This is a genomic window from Lactobacillus colini (assembly GCF_017874575.1).
GTDB lineage: Bacteria > Bacillota > Bacilli > Lactobacillales > Lactobacillaceae > Lactobacillus > Lactobacillus colini.
The window spans coordinates 54,563-78,984 of record NZ_JAGGLU010000010.1; the positions used below are offsets into that span (position 1 = coordinate 54,563).

Consider the following 24,422-nt stretch of genomic DNA (forward strand, 5'->3'; position numbering starts at 1 on the left):
TGCCTCTCTAAGAAATATGTACCAAGTCAATTAATGACTGATGCAATTTTGAAATATCCATGTTTCTAACATCTTCCTTATTAAAAGCACCCGAACCTATTCCTAAATATCTAACTCCATTTTTAAAAAAAGATTCTGCGTTACTTTTAGATATACCACCAACTGCCATTAACCTAATTCCATTTAATGGACCAAATATGTTTTTAAAATAATCAGCTCCAACAGTATTAGCTGGAAACACTTTAACAATATCGGCACCCAAAGATAGTTGACTATAAATTTCCGTAGGAGTCATCGCACCTGGTATAGTTAAAACATTGTGTTCTTTTGCATAATCTATCATTTTTTTATCAAAGGTACATGCACTTAAAATAAATTTAGCTCCTGAATTTATAGCTCTAACCTCACTATCGAAATTTAAAACTGTACCTGCACCAATAATTATTTTTTCACCAAACTCATCATTTAGTTTTTTTATAATATCGGTTGCGCCAACAGTATTCATAGTTATTTCAACTGCAAATTCATTTTCTAAACCTTTTAAAGCTTTAAGTATTGAGCGAGATTCATCAAGTGAGTATTCTCGCATTATAATAGTGTATCTAGGATATTTTCCTATCTGCATTATTTACTCCTTTCTTGAATATATTTTTTTAAAATTTTATACGCTTCTTTTGAATCTTTCGAGTTGATTAATCTCTGAATAACAATCTCATTTGTTGCAAGCATTGCCAATTGATTAATCGCTTTTTTAGATCTCTCATGATTAAGAACTGCTATGGGGGCTATTATTCTGGCTTGTTTTCCATATGGTAAGAAGATCGGACTTTTAGAAATAAGTAAAGAAAATCCATCATCAATAACACCTTTTTCTGGGGAAGAATGAGGTATCGCCATATACTGACCTAAAAAGCTGTAATTATAAGGAGTATCAATTTGTTTTTCTAGTTCTTGATAATAACTATCTTTAACTTTTTTAGCATCCTTAAGTGGTTGCAAGGCTGTTGTTAAAGCAGTATGCCAATCAATGATTTTCTGGTTAACTACTCTAATATATTCAGGATGTATAAACTCAAGTAGATTTGGAAGATTATCTTTTTGGTTATTATCGCTAACTGTTGAATGATTAGAAATCAATAATTTTTCCATATCATTTTTTAAGGACTCACTATCGTAAACATCAGCATATTTAGAAATTAGTTTTAATAATTTCTGAACTTTTAAGTCTGTCTTTTCAATTCCTAATTCATTTAAAACTCTATATCTTAAGCTGATTTTTTCTGAATAATCTATATTTAGCTTTACGATGTATTGCCGACATTTGGTCTTTAATGGTATAGTTGTAAAAACTACATCAAAATTTTGTTCTGAATTTTCAAATTCTCTAGCAGAAAGAGTAAAAAGAAAGTTTAATTCTGGAAATAATTCTTTTAAATTTCGAATTAGAATACTAGACATCATTATTCCATTAGAACATACAACAACAGCTTTATACTTTGGTATAAGTGATGAAACATTGTCTAATCCGTTAACTAACTGATATCCAAAGTAATAAGTTAAGAGTTGAATTTCATAGTCTGGAAATTTTTGTCCTATCCACTTTTCTAAAGGTTTAATAAGTTCTTTTATAATTGCTATTAGAAACTTATGATCATCATTTTTTACTTCAATATGATCAATACCATAAATATGATATTTAACTCTATAGCATGCTGGTCTCAAATGATTCAATAATCTTTGTTCAAAATTCTCTTTATCTTGAATCTTCACCAATGTTTTAGCTTCAAAACTAATGATCATTTGGTCAATAAAGTCATTGATCTTTAGTTCTTCATAATTAAAAGATGATGTAGCCTTATCGTATACATTAGATGATAATATTTCTAAGGCTATCCACTTTATCCCTATATCGCTTGTATCTTTAAGCAATGACAATTGTTTCAGATACTTATATTCTGCTGTTCTTTCAATAAAGGAATCTACTTGTATTCCTATATCTTTTTTATGGGTGGTTCTAATATAAATAAGCTGAATTATAGTTTTTAAAACTTCAAAGTACTTATCAGAAAAAGTCATCTTAAATTTTTGCTCAAATTCAATGATGATTAAAATGGCTTTTTTCTCTACCTTTGGATTGCCAATGACTTCTGACGCTAAATCACTAGTTAATAACTTTCTATTCTGTAAAATCAAATTGGTCATCATTAAAAAAATATCTTGCTCGTCACCCTTTAATGAATAACCCTTAGTCCTATCATAGATAATACCCAGATTATATTTTTTAACTTCAGCTTCTGCAGATTTAATATCTTGCAAAACAGTTGTTTTACTATATTGTAAAAAGTTGACTAAATGATCTAATGAGACATATTTATTATTTGCAATAAGATAAAATACAATCATAGTCACTCTTTCTTTATCAGAATAAGTATTATCTGTGCTATACTTTTTAGGCTTTAGTAAGAAAAGTTTTAACTCATTTGGATAAGAAAAACTACCGTCTCTATGATGTTTTATCAGTGAAAATCCATTGTCATACAATTTCTGATTAATAATATTAATTGCATAATTAATTTGTCTCTTAGTTAGCGATAACTCTTGCATCATCTCCGTAATCTTTATATTTGGTTTCTCAAGAAAAAGGGATATTATTTTTTGAATTCTATCGTTCACATTTAATCTCCCCTTTCATTCATAATGTTACATTACTTTTTTGCGCCATGTATGCCTTTTCATTTCAAAAAGTGTATTATAGACATTGATAACAATACAAAATTTGTAGAATTATGAATAGATACGTTATTGTTAGTCAACGGTATCTTGTAATTGTCAGAAAATAAAAGTAAATATTGAAAATTTATAATATAAAAGAGTTAATACACATGAGTTTTAAATTCCAATGTATCAGCTCTTCAATTTTTATTAAATGATTTTAAAACTCTTATTCTAATTTTGAAGTTTTTATCGTAAGCGTATCACGTATCATAACAGAGTATCTAAAAACCCGGTTCTAACTATGGTGGGTAGGATCGGGTTTCATTTGCTAGTAGTTTATTTACAGTTTCCCTGAATTTATTCTGCTCACGGTAAATAAGCTTCTAAGATGCTTCCAATCATCTTCTTAGCGATAAGTTGGCACCTTTAGAACGTATTTTTGATAAGATAGTGTGTGCAATAATCTTAGCTGATTAGTCTGGAATAATTTTGTCCTTATAAAAACAGAGCTACCAGAAAAAGCCCAGATTTCAATAGAAATCTCGACCTTGAGCATCATTTATTTTAGGTTGGATGGCGAAGATTTTTATTAACTAATCAACTTGAGTTGGGGTAAGCTTGCGAACTTCATCTTCACCACTAGACCAATCAAGCTTGCCATTTTGAACCTTTTATATAGTAACCCAAAGCCTTGACTGTCCCAATAGAGTGCTAACTGTCTTGCTTAGCTCCGTAAAAGAAAAAGAGATGAATAGATAAGTATCATTATGCATTATCTATTCATCTCCTACTTTAGGACTTTTCTTAATTAAATAAATTCTTAATTGACATTATCTTGTTAACCTTGCTGTGCTACTTCTGACATCAATTTTAACAGGAACAAAAATAGATTTATTTTTTGTATTTACTTTTCCTTCCATTAGTTTTATCAATTTCCTCACACCTAGAGATCCCATTTTTCGAAAATTTTGCGTTACACTAGTTAATCGAGGTCTAGTAATATTACACAAATTGGTTCCATCTATGGTAATAATCGAATATTCTTCTGGAATTTTTATTTTATGGTCATAAGCATAATTCAAAATACCTGTAGCACAAGAATCACTTGCTGCAACTATACCGGTTAAGCTTGAAAAATTTTCATGATAATATTTTATAGCTTGGCTCCCTGAATTATAGCTATAATCACCATAAAAAATATATTTTTCGTTTGCTTCAATGCCAAATTCATCTAAAGCACGTTGATAGCCCTTAATTCTACTAAATCCTGCATATGGATAAGCATCTACGCCTGCAAGTCCGATTATTTTATGGCCTAAGTTTATTAAATACTTTGTAGCTAAATAACCTATTTCTTGATCATCAGATCCAATAACCATATGTTCATTATCTGGCTTAATTGATACAAATATATATGGTATTTTTGCGGCATCAAGTAAAGTAATATTTTCTTTTTCTAATATTACAGACACAAATAAAATTCCACTTATTTGTCTAGAAATTAACGTTTCAAGAATATGTTTATGTTCTTCTTCATTTGTAGTGTGAGTATACATATACATTATGTCGTATCCTATACCCTGCGCTTCAGATTGAATCCCTTTAATGATTTGATCTGAAAAATTAGTTTCTACAGAGCTAATTACTACTACAATAATGTTATTTTTCTTTTTAACTAAATTTGCAGCTAGTGTATTTTTTCGATAACCTAACTTCTTCGCAATTTTTCGAACTTTAGCTGCAGTAGCGGGATTAAAAAAATCCTTTTTATTACTTAGAACTCGAGAAACTGTTGAAGGGCTTACATCTGCTTCTCGCGCTATATCCTTGATAGTAACCAAAACATAATCCTCTTCCATATATTTAAATTAATTATAAAAAAATAAGGCTGATTTCTCAACCTTATCTCGTGTTATTCACCTTCGTGAATTAATAATACTGATAATGTACCAACTAGCATTGAAACAAATCCTATTATCATCATCATTGATTGACTATTACCTAGTAACGGGAATAACCAAAAGCTTAGCAAGGATCCAATAATTTGTGGCATACATACAAATATATTAAATAATCCTAGGTATGCTCCCTCATTGCGCCCGTGTAATGATGAGGTTAGGATAGTGAATGGTAAAGTATTTATTGTAAAGTTACCTATTCCATAAAGAGCAAAAGCTAACAATGCAACCCATTGATTATTTGTTGTAGCTACTATAATAATACTAATTGCATCTGCAAATAACCCAACACCATACCACAACTTCCTTTGGTTTGCCTTTGTTTTAGCATAGAATAATCCCCAAAGTAAAGCAGCAATACTGTAAAATGCAGTCATAACTCCATACCAGTTACCGGCAGCTTGAAAGCCTGCAGAAGTCGGATCAGTTGTATGCCAAATATTTTTAGCCATAGCACCTGTTGCATAAGTCCAAGTGTACATAATACCAATCCAACTAAAGAGTTGCACAACTGATAGTTCCCAGAATGAACGTGGAGCTGTCTTTAGTAATTGCCACATACTTGGAGCTTTTTCTTTTTGCTCACTCTTTTCAATGTTGTGATATTTAGCATATGTTTCAGGATCATATTCTTTTACATTGAATACCGTTACCATAGTTGATATCAACAGTGCTGCAGCCCCTATTAAGTAAGCCCAAATTACTGTTTGCGGAATTACACCTTTAGGTGCAGTATTTAGTACTCCTATTTTTTCTAATAAGTAAGGGAGTATTGCAGCCAGTATCCCTCCAGCATAACTAAAGATCTGTTGCCAAGACCATACTTTATTCTTTTGTTTGTCATTAACCATATCTCCTGCAATCATTCTAAATGGCGCTAAACAAACGTTAGAGAACAAATCCATTAAGGCAATTGCGATTGCAGCATATGCCAATGCTGCTAATGAACCATATCCAAACCCAAATGAACCAGTAAATGGTAGCATAATCATTACAACAACAGTAATTGGTGCACCAACTAATAGATATGGCATTCTACGACCAAATCTTGTCCAGGTACCATCCGATGATTTTCCTAGCCATGGCTGAACTAACATACCTAATAATGGAGGCAATAAGAAAAACCAGCCCAGTTGATTAGGGTCAACCCCTATAGTTTGTGTAATTCGACTCATTTGTGCACCTTGTAGAGTAAAGGCCATATTTACTCCTAAAGCTCCAAACGTCATTGCCATAATTGTTTTCTTCGACAAATCTGGTAAATTACTTACCTTTTTATCATCCTTTGCCATATTTGTACTCCTCATAAGACATATTAATATTTATATACTTTAGCCTCGTATGGTCGTAATATACCCTTTTCTTCATCAGAGTAGTTACTAATAATAATTTCAGAATCACTTGGAATCTTATATTTATGCTGTAATGTTTTATCAGCATAATTCAATAAGATAAGTAGCGTCGTATCTTTATCTTTACGAGTGTAAGCAAAAATATTTTCATCTTTTTCATTTCCAGGAACGACAGCATATTCACCATCTGTTATTACTGGTAATTCATGTCTTAATTTAATCAATTTTTGATAGTAATAGAAAATCGAATTTTTATCTGCTAGTGCTTTTTCAACATTGATTTCTTTGTAGTTACTATTAACTTTTTCCCAAGGCTGTTTTTTTGAAAAGCCAGCGTATTCACTACTATTCCACTGCATTGGTGTTCTAGCATTATCACGGCTATGCAATCCCAAATATTTCAACATAGTTTTGCTATCAATTTTGTGTTCTTCATCAACAATTTGATGATAAGCATTAATTGAATCTAGATCAACATAATCCTCCAACTTATCAAAATAAGCATTGGTCATTCCAATTTCTTCACCTTGAAAAATGAATGGAGTACCTTGCTGGAAATGTAACATTGTGGCAAGCATTTTAGCACTCAAAACTCGTTTTTCCTCATTAGAATCATTTCCAAAGCGTGATACTACACGCGGCTGATCATGATTATTCCAATAAAGTGAGTTCCATGCTTTACCATGAAGTTTTTCTTGCCATTTACTAAAATTAGCTCTTAAGTCTGATAATTTAGCTTTTCCATCTGTCCATCTTCCCATAACTGGATCCGTGTCTAATCCCATATGTTCGAACTGGAAGACCATATTCAATTCAGAATCATCTAAATTAGCATATTTTAAAGCTTCATCTGTTGTTACAGCTGGTGTTTCACCAACTGTAACTAGATTTTTACCATGCAAAACATTTTTATTCATTTCTTGTAAAAATTCATGAATTCGTGGTCCATTTGCAACTAATGGCTCTGGATTGGCATACTTGACACCTTCGGCTTTCTTTCCGTCTGGTAAACTTTGTGGTTTAGAAATGTAGTTAATAACATCCATTCTAAAACCATCTACACCCTTAGAAACCCACCAATTCATCATATCGTAAACAGACTCGCGAACTTTAGGATTTTCCCAGTTTAAATCTGGTTGCTCCGGTGCAAATAAATGAAGATAATACTGATCAGTCTCTTTATCGTACTTCCATGCCGAACCCGTAAAAAATGATTCCCAATTATTTGGTTCTTTTCCATTTTTACCATCACGCCAAATATAGAAATCCCTATACTTATTATCTTTGCTCGATTTTGACTCTTTAAAAAGCTCATGCTGATCTGATGTATGGTTAACGACCAAATCCATCATTATCTTTATACCCAAAGAGTGAGCTTTCTTTTGCAACTTATCAAAATCTTCCATGGTTCCATAATCTGGATTAATGGCACGATAATTTGAAATATCATAACCATTATCTACTTGTGGAGATTCATAAATTGGACTAAGCCATAAAATATCAATACCCAATTTGTGTAAGTAATCTAACCGACTAGTTATTCCATTCAAATCTCCTATACCATCATTGTTAGAGTCTTGAAAACTCGATGGATAAACTTGATAAATAACTTTGTTCTGCCACCACTTTGTCATATTGTTTCCTCCATTATAGAAAATACACAAACGTTTGTGCAAAAACTTACACAATTAATGTACACGCTTTCATAAAAGATGTCAACATCTTTCTCAACAAATCTTATAAAAGTACCTTAGTATTTACTTATATGATTCTCTTGTTGCACTTAAAACATAATAAAAATCAGTTTTATTGAAACTGATTTAAATAATTGATAATATTTGATTTTTAATAGAAAACATATCTTTAAAGCCAATAAAAATAATGAGCTATAATTCCGAAAAATAATAGCTCATCGTTAAATTAATATGCCTAGCACATGCATCAGCTATGTTGTTTTATAAAATCCTTATACCAATAAAACGATTTTTTAGGAATCCTTTTAAAGCTACCCTTACCCACATTATCTACATCTATATAAATAAAGCCATACCTTTTATCAATACTTCCTATAGATAGCGCGATCAAGTCGGTTGCACTCCAAGAGCAATATCCGAAAACATCCACTCCATCTTCAATAGCCTTTTCAAGTTGTTCAAGATGCTTGCTTAAGTAAGCAATTCTATACCCATCATTTATCTGACCATTTTCTATTTTATCTTTTTGACCTAAGCCATTTTCAACAATTAGTATTGGAATTTGATAGCAATCATATATATCATTTAAAAATACTAATCTTCTTGACTCCTTTGAAACGAATAAAATTATTTAAGACACTAATTTACAACTTTTTATTAATCTACCAACAAACATTACAACAATTGGTGTTAACAACGCAATATAAGTGTCATTAATTCCAAATGGATTTCCTAAAAGATACCATACAGTAGTTAAAACAGTAGTAACAATCAGTGCAACATTAGCACTAATAGTACTCTTAAATTGTGGCAAGTAAAATGCAATCACTGCTACTATAGCAATTGCTACTCTTAAAGCTTTAGCGAAAAAAGATAATGCTAAGATATTAGGCGTTATGAACATAAATATTAACGGAAATAGACCCACTATAATTGAAAGAATATGCGTTACTCTCAATTGTTTTTCTTGCGAAGGATTAAAATATGGAATATATAAATCATTCATAATTAAGGCTACTATGGCTAACGAACATGCGCTAATTCCAATAAATACGCTTGCCAGTAACCCTATTGAACAAATTACTATTAGTATAATGTTCATATGTCCCAAAAATACTGGCAGAGCATATAAAGCGTTAATTTTAGGAAATAAATATCTTGATAATACTCCAATTAAGCCGAGGGCAAGACCAAATGGTATAACCATACCAGCTGCATAAAAGGTAGATTTTTGAGCATCTTTTTCATCCTTAGCTGAAGCAATGGCTTGCTCAATAAATTGTGTTGAAAAAATTGCCCCGATTGACGTTAAAATCCACCCAATTATAGTTCCCCATCCAATATGACCAGTTACTGAGAAATAAAAACTAGGTAATTTCTGAGATACTAATTGTATATTACCCACCATTTTCCAAGCTACTACAGCTATTATAATAACTGCTAAGTATTTCATAATAGTATGAATAACTGTTATTTTAGCAACACTTTTCATACCACCTATACTGTAATAAATAGTACTTACAACAGCTATTAAGATCATAGAAACTTGTAAGTTGGTCCCTAATATTTCATGCAAAACACTAGCACCGCTAAAATATGAATTAAGATTTAACATGACCATTGCATAGATCATTATTAGACTAACAATAATCTGAGTTGAAGGGCCATATTTTTGTCTTATAGCACCAGAAATTGTAAAGCTTCCAGTTCTATAAAGTTTCTTTACAAAAATTAAGCCATATAAAATAAAACCTATAGCTGCTGCAATTATTGACCAGCTAGCTGCAATTCCAGATACAAACGCACGTTGAGCAGTTCCTATCACAGCCATTATTCCGTTATAATTTGAAAATAACATCACTGCAACAACTATAAATGGAATACTCTTACCACCTTGCATAAAGTCAGAATTAGATTTTCCGCTCCATTTATAACTTAGCCAAGCAGTAACAATTATGTATAGGGCAACGCATATGAGTACAATAATAGATGTGGTTCCTGTTAGAAAAGTCATGATTTTATCCTCCAAAAAAGGCGCAGCCATAAAATATTAAATGGTTGTGCCTCCTTTTGTTTATATATGTACTAATGCACTAAAATTTACTCATATCAACTTTTGATAGTCCACTTGCTTTTACACCTTCTGCAATAGTAGTCTTACTATCTTCAGTCAATGGTAAAACTGGCTTACGCATTACTGCGCTATCAAATACTCCACGATCTACAAGAACTTGCTTTAAACGAGCATGAGCTTCACCAGATGGCTGTCCACCACGGTAGATTGCTCTTTCAACTGGAAAAATCTTATTATCAACCTCGTGCAAATCTTGACAAGTTCCCTCTCTATATGTCTTAAATGCTTTACAAATAAGTTCTGGAATACAGCCTGCAAAACCTAAAACTGCTCCATCCATACCTGGAAATAGTGAATCACAAATAGTTTCATCATGACACGTTAATAAAGCAGTATCTGGAGATTTTTGTCTTAATGTACGAACCTCTTCCTCATAAACTGATTGTACACGTGTACCCATCTTAATAGCCTTTACATGAGGAATTTCAGTACACATCTTAATTAAAGTATCTAATGGATAAAACGCTTTTGTAGTTGCTGGATAAAGGTGAATAATAATATCAATATCTGCTCCTTCAGCAATATCCTTAACCCATTCAAATGGTGACTTAGGATTCATACCAAATCTTAACCACATATGAGGTGGCATTAATAAGATACCATCTGCACCGGCTTCTTTAGCATCCTTGGCAAATTGAATTGCTTCTCTGGTATTTTCGCTGCTTACACCAGAAACGATTGTCATTTTATCTCCTACTTCTTCAGTAGTGATTTGAGTAACACGTTTTCTCTCTTCTCTGTTTAAAGCAGTAATTTCACCAGTATGACCATTAGTAACAATTCCTTGAATGCCATCATCATAAAATGATGCCAACCAACGTAAGTATCTTCTGTATTCTTCTTCCTTGATAGTTCCATCTTCATTCATTGGTACTGAAATTGCTGGGAAAATTGTCTTAAAATTCTTTTGCTTAGTCATCTTTAAATCTCCATTAACACGTTTTGCGATCAACAAACTTAGTATTTAAAATGATCTTTTTAGGGTTAATAGACTCTTCAATTTTTTCTGCTTTTGCAATAGTTAAGCTCAATGCTTGTACTGATAATTGATTTATAGGTAACGTAGTTGCGCTTACCTTCTGCAACAAATTGCTAATTGAACAGCCAGCTAAACTGATTATTTTTATATCGTCTGGTATTGTTAAATTTTGCTCTTCTAAATACTGTAGAACACCAATAACTTCAGGATCGTTAGCAACTAAAAATCCTTTAGTATTGGGAAACTCTGTTAATATTTGTTGAGCATAATCATGCCCCAATTCGATAAAAGATTTAGGATAAATAGTTGGATTCTTGATATGACTAATAAGTTTTTGTTTAATAGTCTGTTTAGCGAATTCAACGTATTTATCGTTATAAGAGATATCTTTTATTGGTCCATTTATAAAGCCTATTTCATTAATACCAGATTCAGTTAAAGCTTGAATCGCTATCTTTACACTTTGTTTATAATTTACGGACACACTATCTAATTTAGAATCTACATTACGAAAAATTTGAGTTATAGGTATTCCACTAACGTTTATATCTTCCAACAGTTTATTGTTTTCTCCTGTAGAAGCAATTAGAATTCCATCTACTAGGCCGTATCTCATCCTATTTAATAAATGGCGTTCTTTTTCACTATCATCATCCGACATAGCAACGATAATATCATAATTCATAACAGCCGCTTGAACTTCAGCCTTTTGGATGAAGTCCATAAAAACAGTCATTTGAACATTCGGAACTATTATTCCTAATGAATGGAACTTCCCCTTATTTAAAGCTTTTTCAATTACATTAGGGTTATAACTTAACTTTTCTGCAACACTTAGTATTACTTTTTTGGTTTCTGCATTTACATAAGGCGAATTATTTAATGCTCTTGATACCGTACTTACATTTACATGTGCTAGTTTTGCAATATCCTTAAGTGTTGCCATAATATACCAACTTTCAAAATTAGATATTAGTAAAGAATTTATTAGTAAGCGCTTACCTGTTCTTTACAATTACTACTATAACCATTATCCATTTAACTTTCTACAAATCTGACGATTTCTGCAATTTTTTGCATAACTTTTACTATCATTTGTGATATCGAATTTAGCATTAAATGGCTACTCACTATTTCATATCAACAAATGTCTTAAAAGCATCCATTATACCAATAAAAATAATTTTATGATCTTTTTATTATTTTTACTCTCAATCTCTGAATAACTGGTATTGTCAAATAAATCTGAATCGACAAATATCAAAAAAGACATTATCTCAAATATTGTATAAGATAATGTCTTTATGTTTATTCGGCTATCTTTAACCTAGTAGCTTGCTCTAATTCATTCTTTTCTGCAACTCTGAAGAATGGCAAGTAAATAAATACACCAATAATAATCAACAACGTCCAAAAAATAATATTTCTCCAATCCATCGAACACATATACGCCTGAGCGAAATATGGGGTAAATGATGGATCAACGATATATCCCATTCCAATCAAATGATATTCCTCAGCTAAATAAGTCAAAATTAAATTTATAATCGGAGAAATTAAGAATGGTATACCCCAAATTGGGTTAAAGCATATTGGAACACCAAAAATTATTGGTTCATTAATACTACAAATTCCAGGAATTATAGCTAACTTGCCTAGGGTACGGAATTTTTCAACTTTACTGCGCATCATTAATAAAATCAATGCGATAGTATTACCCGAACCGCCTAAAACAGCGATTCTAAACATTTGTAAATTCATCAAATGAGTTGGTGGTAGTCCTTTAGCAACTAGAGCCGCATTAGCACCACTTTCAGCAATGCCTACAGCGAATACTATTGGAAAAATCACATTACTACCATTAACACCAATTAACCAGAGCAAGTTACCTAAAGTAACAATTAAGATAAATCCCCATAAATTATTTGCTAGAGCAGTTGCGGGAGTTAAAATTTTTAAAACAAAAGTTGGAAAATCACTGTGTGTTAAAACAACAACAATTAAATTAGTACCATAAAATACAATAATATTAGCCAGCAACGGTATGAGAGAATTAATAAATGTTGCTACCATTGGAGGAATAGAATCTGGTAACTTTAATTGCCAATGTCTTCTTTCAATGAAGCGAGTTACTTCAACAGAAAGTAAACCAATAATAATGGCAACAAACATACCGTTAGTACCCAAGTAATTTAAATTGATGTTATTATTCTTAGTCACTTGAGTAGTCACCATCATATAAACAGCCATTGAAATCATACCATCAGTAGCTGCATTCAAACGTTTGTAGTTTTTACTTAGTTCATAACCAATACCAAACGCACAAATTACACCGAAAATACCCATTGTCATATTGAATGGTTGTGTAATTGCAGAATAATTTGCAACAGCCCAATACTTCCAACCTGCCATAATTTTCATAAAGAAATTAGCAGTATGCGGATTATATCGATCAATGTTAATTGGTGGATTAGCAATAATTAAGAAGAATGAACCAATTACCAAAAATGGTAGTCCGAAAAGCATACCATTAGAAATAGCTTGTAAGTGCTTTTCGTTTCCAAGTTTTTGTCCAACAGGCGTTAAAACTTTATCCAGTTTAGTAATCAGTGTATCTTTTTTAGCAGTCTTTTCAGCCATAAGATATCACCTTATCCCTTACTAAATATATATTTTAATTAGACTTGATATGGATTAAACTTGAATGCTGTTGGAATTACCTTGCTGTCATCCCAGTTTTCTCTAATATCGTGATATTCTTGCCAATAATTATTATCAACTTTTAATTGTGGAGTTACCTTTGAATCTACTTCAAGGAAGTGCATACTACCGCGTCCCATCTTATTACCACGAGTAGTGTGCTTATCTAAGGCATAATCAGGAATTGTTGGTACATAACCTAGAGCAAAGTTCTTAATAATGATATTCTTAAGTAAATCAGAAGAACGATCCTTAGTAGATTCACATAGATATCTAATTGCATGAACAAACATCATGGCACGATCAGGCTCATTGTACGCAAAATTCTTACGCATTTGGTTTAAACTATTAATTAGAATAGGTGCTTGGGGATTCCCCATACCAACATCTTCAACAGAAATTGCTTGTAAGCGACGCCATAATTTCTCTTCCATTTGTGGTGAAGAAATATACATTTCATAAGCGAATTCAGCAGCAGCTCTTTCTTTACCTTTTCTGATTGATTTCTGAAGAGCAGAAATGACTTCATCAGCAGCTAAACCGTTACGAGTTTTGGTTCTTGCCCATGGATCAGCTAAAAATTCATTTTCTTCTTTGATTTCATTCTTCTTAACATCTTTTTCTGACATAATGAGTCCTTCTTCTAAATATAAAGGAGATTTACAATGAATATCCAAACTATCAGCGAAAAATATCAATTAACTAATGACGAGATTAAATTACTCAATTATATGTATGAACATCGTCTAAAATTAAAAGATATTGGTATCCGTCAATTAGCTAAACAAACATTTACTTCTCCTGGCTTTATTGTGAAGACTTGTAAAAAGATGAAGCTTTCAGGCTATTCAGAATTAGTGTTCTTAATGACTGACACACTCGACTTTTCTAATAACCTGGAAGACGACTTAAAAGTAGAGTCTTACATCCAGACCTTTACTGAGTTAATGAATAAGCATAGAAACTCAATGATCATGATATTGGGCAATGGTTATTCTGAGAACATTGCTAACTATATGAGTGAGTATCTTAACTTGAATGGCTTTCGTTGCACTTCTAATTCACACTTGGAAATGCTACGTAAGCATCAAGATACCTTAATTATCATTATTAGCAACTCCGGTGAAACCAAACGATTAAGTGAATTATGCAGGAATGCTAAAGAAAATAATCACGATGTTATTTCATTCGTAGGTAATAGTAACTCAACAATTGCTAAAAATTCTATCTTAACAATTAGCACCGACACATTCACTCCAGCTTCGTTTGATAAACATTACCCTCAGCTGTTTTTTGGTCTAACACTCATTTATTTTGAATTATTAATGAGTACTTTTATGTCTGAGTAAGCGCTCGCTCTTGACACTTTTTATATTAGCTGAACGCAATTGATTTATAAATACTTTTGGGTATCAAAAAAACATGTTCATTTTTTCGTGAACATGTTTTTGATACGGTGACTATTTCAATTTGTAGTAATAATCTACAATGTTTTACTTATTATTTATTACTTGAATTCAACTATTGGAATCCAAGCTTCATCATATCTAACTTGCGCATTATCATTATCTAATACTAAAAGCATTGAAGTTATAATATCACCATTTAATTCTAAATTTTTATTTCTTAAATACTGACGAACAGGATTGAGCCACTTCTTAGTTTCTATTTCTTCAGACAATCCAACTAAAACAGTATGTAAGCATTTTTCTGACTGTATAGTTGTTACTCTACTACTATCTGACAAATTAAACTTATCAAAATTTTCCTTTGAAATCAGCATTCCTATCTCAGGTTCAATAGTATCTCTTCTTGCTAAAATATCTTCTTTCTTTAATCGTATTGAAGCATTACTAATAGGCATAAGTTCATTCCATAATCGATATTCTAAAGTTTGTTGTTGATTGCTTTTATGTGGTTCATCCATCTCACGCAAAAATAGTCTTTTTAATACAGGACTATTTACCTCTTCAAAAAAAGTACCGTTCTGCGCTTTTTTTAACAAATTTAAATTATGGCTCAGCACTTCACTTATAGCATTAATTCTCTCTTGCTTTTTAGTTAAGTCTACTAACAGATTACTTAATTTACCTATAGCATCAACAGAATTCAAAACTTGAATAGTTTTATCAATATCTAATCCAGCCTGCCGTAAGTATTTTGTCATAAAAAGCTGATAAGTACTGGATAAGTCAAACCTCCTTTGTTTATTATTTCCAATTCTTTCAGGAAAAATTAGTCCCTTTCTTTCATAGTATTCAATACCTTTGATAGAGATGCCAAAATACTTACTTAACTGCGATGAGCTGTAAACAAAACATTCTAAGCTTAATAGTGAATCAATTATCCGACGGGATTTAATTGATTCACTATTTTTCGTTTGGTCGTAAACTTAAAGTAGTGGTAAAACCATATGTCACGCTGACTTTAGACACTTGATGTCGCAAACAAAACTGGCAGTTTTACCTAATGATTAATAGCTTCTTCGAAGAATGTGGACAGTAGATGTCGAGTTTAGAAAATTAAGAGTAATCATTAGTATAAATACGTTTTACCACTTAGAAAATTATGAGGTACTTAAAATGGATATCGTATTTGGAATTGATGTAAGTAGTCGTAACTCTAGCGTCTGTGTTTTGATTGATGATACTAAGAATGAATTCACAATCACTAATGATATACCTGGCTTCAAGGAATTACTTAAGAACTTGCAAGTATTCGCTAAGCACCCTCAAATTGTTTTTGAATCTACTGGAGTATATTCACGTAGATTGCAACGTTTTCTTGAAGATTATGACTATGAGTGTGTAGTCCTTAATCCATTAACTGCTAAAAAAGAAATGGATAATGGACTTCGTCATAATAAAACCGACCGTACAGATGCATATAACTTAGCTAGAATTCAACTTCAAAATCATCATGAATCTAATAAACGAGAAGCTGAAGTCTATCACAATCTTAGAGCTTTAAGTCGTTCTTACGAGGAACTAACTAGAGATATCGTGAGTGCAAAAAATAGATTACATAAAGACTTACAACTAACTTTCCCTGAAATAGAGACGGTGGTGTCACATCCTACAAATAGAAATTACTGGGAGTTAGTTAAGCTCTATCCTCATTGCCAAGATGTTAGAAATCTTAGTGTTGATGAAATTATAGACAAACTTAAAGATTTTAAAGGATATAGTCTTAAACGTGCTCAAAAGATAGCTACTAAGCTTAAGGAATTAGCTGAAGATGCCTGTCCTGCAACTAGCCAAACTAGTCCTTATCGAGATGATGTAATCTATCATGCAAATCGTCTTATTCAGCTCGATATAGATAGAGATAAGAGATTAAGTCAAATGATTAAACTAGCTCAAGCTCTACCTAATCGTGACTTAGAGATATTGATGAGTATTCCTGGCTTTGCCGAAACTACTGCTGTACGAGTATTAGCAGAATTAGGTGATATTCGTAGATTCAAGAATTCAAATAAGATTGATGCTTTTATTGGAATTGATCCTGGAAGATATCAATCTGGAAAAGTTGATTCTCGTTTGGGAATTACTAAGCATGGTAACGCTATTGCACGTAAGATTCTTTATCGTAGTATTGGTCAAATTACACAAGCAGCTAAGACTTCCTCTTGTCATATTGCCGAATATTATGAAAACAAAAAACCTTCTCAAACCAAGGGGTTCAAGAAGATTGCAATAGCCTCAGTGCACAAGTTAGTTAGAACTATATATGCACTGATTATTAATAATCAGTTATATGACTACGAAGTCGCCAAACAAAATCAAAGACGTAAATCGTAATTAACTGGTTAATTTAATTATAGCGCAAATCAACTTCAAAGAGCGATATTCTTTGAAGTCTTTTGGCGTACTCTTAATTTTAAAATAAATCGCACCTATAATACAAAGAAAGCCAAGTAATCAAATATTTATTAATTAAATACCTTGATATACTTGACTTTGCGTAGAAAAAGCCGACTCAAATTAATGAGTTGACTAAAAGTAATCTTTTCATATTTCGACTGTCCACTTGACTAGGGTCGTATCACGAAAAAGAATTTCGGGGTTCATATCAAATTTGCTCTTTTTTACTTACTGCTTAATTGAATTGTAAAATCTTTAATGGTAAAACAACATTAAATATACTAAACTAATAAGCTATTTCTTTAATCAATAATCTTGTCTAATTAAATTTTATAAATTTTTCTTGCATTTTCAAACAATAATTTATTTTTAGCTTGATCAGAAATACCTAATTTTTCAATAGTTTTAGCTCCTTCCGTTAACCAAATTTTTTTAACAGGATATGAAGAACCATAAATAATATTATCTTCTCCCAAGATTTTGGTAGCAATTTCTAAATTATCTTTTCCCCATGGCTGAGCATGAGACATTTCATAGTAAATATTCTTTTCCAGTCTTTCCTTAATGATGTCATTATTAGTGTCGAAGCGACCATTTCCAGAATCATGTGGTAAAAGCATAGTTTTATAAGTGAAAATGCCACCACCTAACATTGAATGAATTAATTTAAGAGAAGGAAGTTCTTCGAATAAATCACTATATACTTCACGACTAATAGCTATAATCTGATCTTCACATCTACCATACGAACGACGAAGATTATCATAATCTTTTATAGAATCATATTCCATTGGTACCGGAGTATGGTGTACATAAACCGGAATATTAAGTTGAGAAACATGTCTAAAGAATTCTCTATAAGCAGGATTATCTAAATAGCCATCTTTACAGTGCGTAGAAAGTTGAATCCCATTTAAACCTAATTGATTAATTGCTCGATCAAGTTCCCTTAAATTTTCCTCTGTAGCATAAGGTGGAACAACAGCTAATCCAAGCATTCTTCCTTTACTTTTAGCAACATACTTTGCTAACTCAGTATTATAAAATTTGCACAGATCTAAATCAAACCATTCTTGTGCACCTGGTAATTTTAATATTGCTTTATCAATATGTCCCTTATCCATATCGGAAAGTTGATGTTCTAATTGATAATCATCTCTAAAATAATCTAAGCTAGGTTCACCAATGGGTTTTTCAATTACAAATTTAGAATTACCATTATCCAATTTAGTAAAAATAGCACGTGAATCTGAGAATCTATTTACACAATTGATAAATCTTTCTCTCAGATCTTTATTATCAAACAATTGTTTTGGCAACCAATAAACATTTACATCGATAATCATTTTTTCACCTACACTACTTTAAATCAACATCTAGAACTTTAGTATTAGTGTCAACTTGCCCAGAGGTTAACGGTTTTACACCCTTTAGATTATCAGTTTTAGTTACAATAACCATCACTGTTGGATCATAGCCTAATTCTTTTAACTTATTAAGATCAAATTCTACTAACAATTGACCTCTTTTGACTTTCATACCTTGAGTGACATGACTATTAAAGTATTTTCCTTTTAAGTTAACAGTATCAATACCAATATGAATTAAAATTTCTTCACCATTAACACCAGCAATACCAATTGCATGGCCGGTTTCGTATGCTACTCGAACTATACCATCTACTGGTGAATAAACTTTACCTTCACTAGGTTCAATTGCAATACCATCACCTAAAGTCAATTTAGAAAATACATCATCTTTAACACTAGTTAAATCAATTGCTTTGCCTGCAACCGGTGCATAAATATTCACATCTTTTTGAGTCTTAGACTTAGCCTTATCACCGATAACACCATTAATATCTTCTTTTTTATCTCCAATAACTAAAGCACTGATCAAGGCAAAGGCAAAAGCAGCTATACCACTAATACATAAGCCAATAAAGCCACTATCAATACCTTTAGGATTAATAAAACATGGAAGACCTAAAATACCATTAGCACCAAAAGAATATAATTTAGAGCCAGCTAATCCGGCAATAGCACCACCAATTCCGGCACCAGTTAAGGAAGTAATCAAAATATATTTTCTAGGAATTAAAACACCGTAAAGAGCAGGTTCACTAACACCAAAGAATGAAGAAATTGCGGCACTAACTGACATTGCTCTAGTATCTTTATTTCTAGTTCTAATTGCAATACCAACAGCTGAACCAAAAACGGCTAATGCACCTGAAAAAATCAATGGGTTAATTACGTCATATCCATACTTAGCAACGTCAATAGCAAAGAATGGAATAACAGCCCAGTGAAGACCGAACATAACCAAGATACTCCAGAAAGCACCTAACAAGAAGCCAGTTGCAACTTTACTAATACCAACAAGCCATAATACAAGACCACTTAACATGTTTTGCAGGATCATTGCTATTGGACCAACGACCATAATACCTAAAGTACCACAAACTAATAGCGTCAAAAACGGAACGAAAACCATTTTCAATACATCCGGCATCACTTTGTGGAACCAACGATATACATAACTTGATAACCAAACAATAATTATAATAGGAACAACGGAACTAGAATAATTTTGCAAAGCAATAGGAATGCCCAAGAAAGTATCTTTATATTTCAGGGCAAAGATTGTTCCAGCAAAAATTGTATGCAAGCTCTTAGCTCCAGCCGCAGCTACTATTGTTGGATAAATAATAAAAGCACCCAAAATCATGCCATAGGTTTGAGGCATATTAAATTTTTTAGCAGCACTCCAACCAATTATTACTGGGAAAAAGTAGAATACACAATCGCCTAACGCATTAAGTATCATGTACACACCACTTGTAGCAGAAATAACATGAGTTACTTGCAAAACTGAGAGCAAGGCTTTAATCATACCTGCGCCGCAAAGCAAACCTAATACAGGTGTGAAAATTGAGGCTATTAATCCTAAGCCTTTGCTAAACCAGCCCTTATTATCAGTCGAAGTTTGAGCAGTAGATGCACTACCTCCTTTTATCACATTATCCGGAAAATTACCTGCTTTAATAATAGCGTCATAAACCTTTTCTACACTTGGTCCAATAACGACTTGGTATTGACCACCCTGTTTTACTAATTGCAAAACACCGGCCAATGACTTAATCACATTATCATTTGCTTTAGATTCGTCCTTTAAAACAAATCTAACTCTAGTTACACAATGCGTAATACTAGCAACATTGCTTGAACCACCAACATTTACTAATATTTCTTTTCCTAATTTGTTATAGTCCATTTTTATATTCCTCATTAAAAATACGTAGCTATTTTAAAGCGATTTTGAGGAGAGTCCCGCTATGACTCATAACTATTTTTCATAGGCATCTAATACATGACTTCCATAAACGAATTTTGAAATAATTTCTTCAAAAGTTCCTTTAGGAACAGGGTTACCAATAGTTTCAAAAGATAATCCATAGTCTTGTGCTTGTAAGAAATAATAATGGAATCCATTTGAATAACCCGCAATTAGAACTGTTTTATCAGTAGATTGACGCAAAACTTTAGCTCCAGCTGATGCTAATTCTCCTGGAAATACAAATATACGCAAATTACCTATATCGATTATTTCCATTTGGATGACATCAAAAAATTGAGGTTGCTCCAATTGTTCTTCACATTTTTCAATTAAAGCATTTATTGGTTGAGAGCCAACAGAAGAAATGGTTCCATCTTTCATTCCTTGGATACGATTCTTTAAATCAGCATCATAGGATTTTTTGTCATTAATAACTTCTTGAGATTGGGTCAAAACTTGAACATCCAAATTATCAGTATCGACCGTCTCGGAAGTTTTAATTGGAGCTATTTTCTCTGCTAGACCAGTAGTAACTCTATCTAATTCTTTAAAATCACGTCCTTTTCTATCAAAGTGATTACTTGAATCACCAGCACATCCTATTAACATTAACGGGTAAAATCCCCATTTTTCTTTTAGCTTGGTACATAAATTTCCTGCCAGGTCTGCTGTTAACAACATGTTTTCGCCGCTCAAAACGGTCGAATGAACTGCTAAATTTACAATTCCTGCAACGCCTTTACCATCATGGATAAATTTAAGCACTGAAACTATATTGTCTGACAGTTTACCCTTATGATTTCTGTTACTGTAATAACCTACTACTAAATCATCCCCATATTTAATCTCTACATCTGTAAGAGAAAGGAGGCACTCCTGATAGACATCAACAAAGCTTTGAACAAAGAAGTCATAATAATCTTGACTATATTTGCCAAACTCCCATGTTCGGTGATAATCCCTAACCGAATGGTGATCATGGGTCACACCAATAATGATATTTTCAAAAGGTATATCAAATTTTTTACTAATACGTTGTCTAATATCGGCAGCAACAATATCCTCAATCTCTAAAAGATCACCTGTAGCAATAAAGACTTTTTGACCTTTAGAATTATCAAATAAAATACCATTTATAAAAATATGATCATGTATACCTTCTGCTGGCTTATTTCTCTTTAGTGTCTTATATCCTAATAAATAAAAAGGTTTATGTGGGGTGATATCTTTTCTACCGTGTCCTACAAACATTTTTATTCCTCCAATTCTTTGTCCAACTTGGTTATTCCTTCAATGAATTGCTCATCAGCGCCTTCACCAATTGAGGTATTCATTGCTTCATATGTAATATTTTTAAAGTCTTCTGTTGTAGGCAAATATTTGGCTGCTCCATCTACTAAAGTGCCAAGCATTACATGATAGGGCTTGAGTAAACTGCGACATTTATCACCAAATTTGCTATTTAACTCAGGCTGAGTTCCAAGAACCAATACATTACCTATTTTTATTCCCAAAATAGTAATTTGAACGCTATCTTGAGTTGATATATATTGATAATCATGAGTAGGCTTTATTTCAAATGTACCGTGCTGTTGCTTTTGGCTATTCAATCCTACTTTTACTGTTACATATTGAATATCATTACCTTCAAATTCGACTTTTCTTGCTTGTTCAATACATTTAGCCAATATTTGAGCCTGTTTTGAAAGCAACAATATATTATTTGCATATGAATCATTCTGATCAGCTTTAAACATTGGGCTTTGATCAGCAGCAGCTCCTATCAAAGGAATCGAAATGCAATTATCTTTTTCTAGTAATTCACAAGTTTTGCCAAATAAATCACTAGTAATTACACGTCTATTTTTATCATCATCAATATGATCAAATACACTCGGCTGAATATCATAATTAAAGATACGATTTACTTTTCCATCAATATCTTTAAATTCTAATATTCTAACTTTATGATCACTAAAACCATTAAAGCTCTGCCCCAGCCACCAACCAGAATCAGTTTCGATATTTCTATTAATATTCAATGGGCAGATACCCTCTTTATACGAAATATCATTTATTGGTTGAAGAGCTTTCTCAGCTTGGTTTATAGCTTTCTTTATACTGTTAGTTATCTTTTCAAAATATTGATTATATGTTTTAATATCATTCTCTGTTTCCAGTTTGTGCTTTAAATGAGGTGCAGAAAATGTATGTGTGGCACTTATCCAAATATTTTTTATATCGACATTTAATTCATCAGCAACTACTTTTTTCCATTTATCTATATCACGCGAGGTTAAGGATGTCATGTCTAAGGAAACTAAAAGAAATTTAGTTTTTGTTTTGCTTTGAAAGATAGCGACTCGTGTAATAAGATTATTTAAAATAGCTTTAAATTCTCTGATTGGTAAATCCTGATCCGATATTTCTACAATCGATTTACCAAAACCTACTTTCATACTTTCTTCTGTCATGCCTATACTTCCTTATCAACTCTCTTTACATTTTTAATTGTAGGCTTGAAGACAATTGACTAGCAATTCACTTCAGGAATAAACTAATTCATATATGGAATACAGGTAGAAAAATGGAATTAAAATATTTAAATGACTTTTTAGCCGTAGCAAAATTCAACAACTTTTCCGATGCTGCTGAATCGCTTTATATTTCACAATCTTCACTTTCAAAAAATATCAAAAAATTAGAAGATATCGAAGGAGTAAAACTATTTAACAGAAATACAACCGGAACATCATTAACTCACTACGGTAAAATTTACTTAAATTATGCTAAAAAAATTAGTTCTCTAGAGAATCAATGTGATCGTGAAATTAAGGATGCTTATCAACAGCAATCTACTTTACAAATTGGTGCTATTCCCTCGGCTAATGAATATGGAATAACAGAATTAATTATTAAGTTCATGAAAGAATCTAAAATAAAATGTCATGTAATGAATGATACTAGTGGCACCTTAGAAAAATTTTTAGCTGAAAGTAAATTAGATCTAGCATTCATTAAAAATTCTGAAAATACCTCTTTTACATCAATTCCTTTTAAAGACGATATTTTAATGGCAGTCTTACCCTCTAATCATCCTCTGGCTAAAAATAAAACAATTAATTTAAAGGAATTAAAAGATAATGATTTTATTTTTGAACCAGTTAATTCACGCCCCTATAATCTCTGTGTTAATTTATGTGAACAGGTCGGATTTACTCCTAACGTTATCTACGCTGACCGATTTATTGATAATATTCTTGAATTTGTTAAAAAAGATGTAGGTATTTCATTATTAATGAACAAACTAGTACCTGACTCTACGCCAGGTATTGTAAAAATTCCGATAATTCCTAATACAGTTGCAGAAATCAATCTTTGTTATATTGATAATTCTGTTAATCAAAAATTTAAAAAGAAATTTATAAGTTTCACTCAAAATTATGCAAGTTTTTTTAGTAAATACTAATTTTTTTAAATACTAAAAAAGCCGATAATCTTCGTTGATATGTAATGAGCCCCAAAAGTTAGACATTTTTGGGGCTTTTACTATGACTAAATTAACTAATGAACAAAGATTACAAATTTATAACCAATGGAAATTTGAAGGGATTTCTATTACTCAAATTTCTAAGAATTGGAAGTTAAATAATCGTGGCATTGCTTATATGATTAACTTAATTGATCG

General features: G+C 31.9%; 19 protein-coding genes. 3 read left to right on the top strand and 16 right to left on the bottom strand.

The genetic code is table 11. The annotated features are described in order from the left end of the window. Positions 1-7 precede the first annotated feature (7 nt). The 11 genes from J2Z60_RS08310 to J2Z60_RS08360 form a co-directional block, all read right to left on the bottom strand. Positions 8-625 carry a bifunctional 4-hydroxy-2-oxoglutarate aldolase/2-dehydro-3-deoxy-phosphogluconate aldolase gene (locus J2Z60_RS08310; protein ID WP_209687232.1) on the bottom strand — a complete coding sequence of 206 codons (618 nt, stop codon included), beginning with the start codon at positions 623-625 and terminating at the stop codon, positions 8-10. Continuing rightward, a complete protein-coding gene (locus J2Z60_RS08315; RefSeq protein ID WP_209687233.1) occupies positions 625-2,673 on the bottom strand; it encodes a PTS sugar transporter subunit IIA in 2,049 nt (682 codons plus the stop codon). The genes J2Z60_RS08310 and J2Z60_RS08315 overlap by 1 nt, the downstream gene beginning before the upstream one ends. Before the next feature lie 872 nt (positions 2,674-3,545). Next, positions 3,546-4,556 carry a LacI family DNA-binding transcriptional regulator gene (locus J2Z60_RS08320; protein ID WP_209687234.1) on the bottom strand — a complete coding sequence of 337 codons (1,011 nt, stop codon included), beginning with the start codon at positions 4,554-4,556 and terminating at the stop codon, positions 3,546-3,548. Between the two features lie 71 nt (positions 4,557-4,627). Then, a complete protein-coding gene (locus J2Z60_RS08325; RefSeq protein WP_245328769.1) occupies positions 4,628-5,965 on the bottom strand; it encodes an SLC45 family MFS transporter in 1,338 nt (445 codons plus the stop codon). A 23-nt stretch (positions 5,966-5,988) separates the two neighbouring features. Next, on the bottom strand, positions 5,989-7,659 hold the full coding sequence (locus J2Z60_RS08330) for an alpha-glucosidase (RefSeq protein ID WP_209687236.1): 1,671 nt from the start codon (positions 7,657-7,659) through the stop codon (positions 5,989-5,991). A 307-nt stretch (positions 7,660-7,966) separates the two neighbouring features. Further along, positions 7,967-8,350 (bottom strand): family 1 glycosylhydrolase, encoded by a 384-nt coding sequence (locus tag J2Z60_RS08335; protein ID WP_209687252.1) that lies wholly within the window; start codon positions 8,348-8,350, stop codon positions 7,967-7,969. Continuing rightward, positions 8,351-9,733: a sodium:solute symporter family protein gene (locus tag J2Z60_RS08340; protein ID WP_209687237.1), complete on the bottom strand. Its 1,383-nt coding sequence runs from the start codon at positions 9,731-9,733 to the stop codon at positions 8,351-8,353. It lies immediately after the preceding gene. 79 nt (positions 9,734-9,812) lie between these two features. Continuing rightward, complete coding sequence (locus J2Z60_RS08345; protein WP_209687238.1) at positions 9,813-10,772, bottom strand: dihydrodipicolinate synthase family protein; 960 nt, start codon at positions 10,770-10,772, stop codon at positions 9,813-9,815. Positions 10,773-10,785: 13 nt separating this feature from the next. Beyond that, positions 10,786-11,778, bottom strand: coding sequence for a LacI family DNA-binding transcriptional regulator (locus tag J2Z60_RS08350; RefSeq protein ID WP_209687239.1), 993 nt, complete (start codon positions 11,776-11,778; stop codon positions 10,786-10,788). A 362-nt stretch (positions 11,779-12,140) separates the two neighbouring features. After that, a complete protein-coding gene (locus J2Z60_RS08355; RefSeq protein ID WP_209687240.1) occupies positions 12,141-13,472 on the bottom strand; it encodes a PTS sugar transporter subunit IIC in 1,332 nt (443 codons plus the stop codon). Between the two features lie 38 nt (positions 13,473-13,510). After that, entirely contained in the window at positions 13,511-14,161 is a 651-nt protein-coding gene (locus J2Z60_RS08360; protein WP_209687241.1) for an AAA family ATPase, read from the bottom strand. 36 nt (positions 14,162-14,197) lie between these two features. On the opposite strand from J2Z60_RS08360, the gene J2Z60_RS08365 reads away from it, so the two are divergent. Beyond that, positions 14,198-14,881, top strand: a complete 684-nt coding sequence (locus J2Z60_RS08365; protein WP_209687242.1) for a MurR/RpiR family transcriptional regulator — start codon at positions 14,198-14,200, stop codon at positions 14,879-14,881. A 158-nt stretch (positions 14,882-15,039) separates the two neighbouring features. Here J2Z60_RS08365 and J2Z60_RS08370 read toward each other — a convergent pair whose 3' ends face one another. Continuing rightward, entirely contained in the window at positions 15,040-15,894 is an 855-nt protein-coding gene (locus J2Z60_RS08370) for a MerR family transcriptional regulator (protein WP_209687253.1), read from the bottom strand. 220 nt (positions 15,895-16,114) lie between these two features. On the opposite strand from J2Z60_RS08370, the gene J2Z60_RS08375 reads away from it, so the two are divergent. Then, a complete protein-coding gene (locus J2Z60_RS08375; RefSeq protein ID WP_209687243.1) occupies positions 16,115-17,332 on the top strand; it encodes an IS110 family RNA-guided transposase in 1,218 nt (405 codons plus the stop codon). Positions 17,333-17,718: 386 nt separating this feature from the next. Here J2Z60_RS08375 and J2Z60_RS08380 read toward each other — a convergent pair whose 3' ends face one another. The 4 genes from J2Z60_RS08380 to J2Z60_RS08395 all read right to left on the bottom strand — a co-directional run bounded on the left by J2Z60_RS08380 (position 17,719) and on the right by J2Z60_RS08395 (position 23,208). Then, positions 17,719-18,741: an amidohydrolase family protein gene (locus J2Z60_RS08380; protein WP_209687244.1), complete on the bottom strand. Its 1,023-nt coding sequence runs from the start codon at positions 18,739-18,741 to the stop codon at positions 17,719-17,721. A 13-nt stretch (positions 18,742-18,754) separates the two neighbouring features. After that, complete coding sequence (locus J2Z60_RS08385) at positions 18,755-20,671, bottom strand: beta-glucoside-specific PTS transporter subunit IIABC (RefSeq protein WP_209687245.1); 1,917 nt, start codon at positions 20,669-20,671, stop codon at positions 18,755-18,757. A gap of 72 nt (positions 20,672-20,743) precedes the next feature. After that, positions 20,744-21,985, bottom strand: coding sequence for a neutral/alkaline non-lysosomal ceramidase N-terminal domain-containing protein (locus J2Z60_RS08390; protein ID WP_209687246.1), 1,242 nt, complete (start codon positions 21,983-21,985; stop codon positions 20,744-20,746). Positions 21,986-21,987: 2 nt separating this feature from the next. Continuing rightward, a complete protein-coding gene (locus tag J2Z60_RS08395; protein WP_209687247.1) occupies positions 21,988-23,208 on the bottom strand; it encodes a hypothetical protein in 1,221 nt (406 codons plus the stop codon). 113 nt (positions 23,209-23,321) lie between these two features. On the opposite strand from J2Z60_RS08395, the gene J2Z60_RS08400 reads away from it, so the two are divergent. After that, positions 23,322-24,203, top strand: a complete 882-nt coding sequence (locus J2Z60_RS08400; RefSeq protein WP_209687248.1) for a LysR family transcriptional regulator — start codon at positions 23,322-23,324, stop codon at positions 24,201-24,203. The last annotated feature ends 219 nt before the right edge of the window (positions 24,204-24,422 follow it).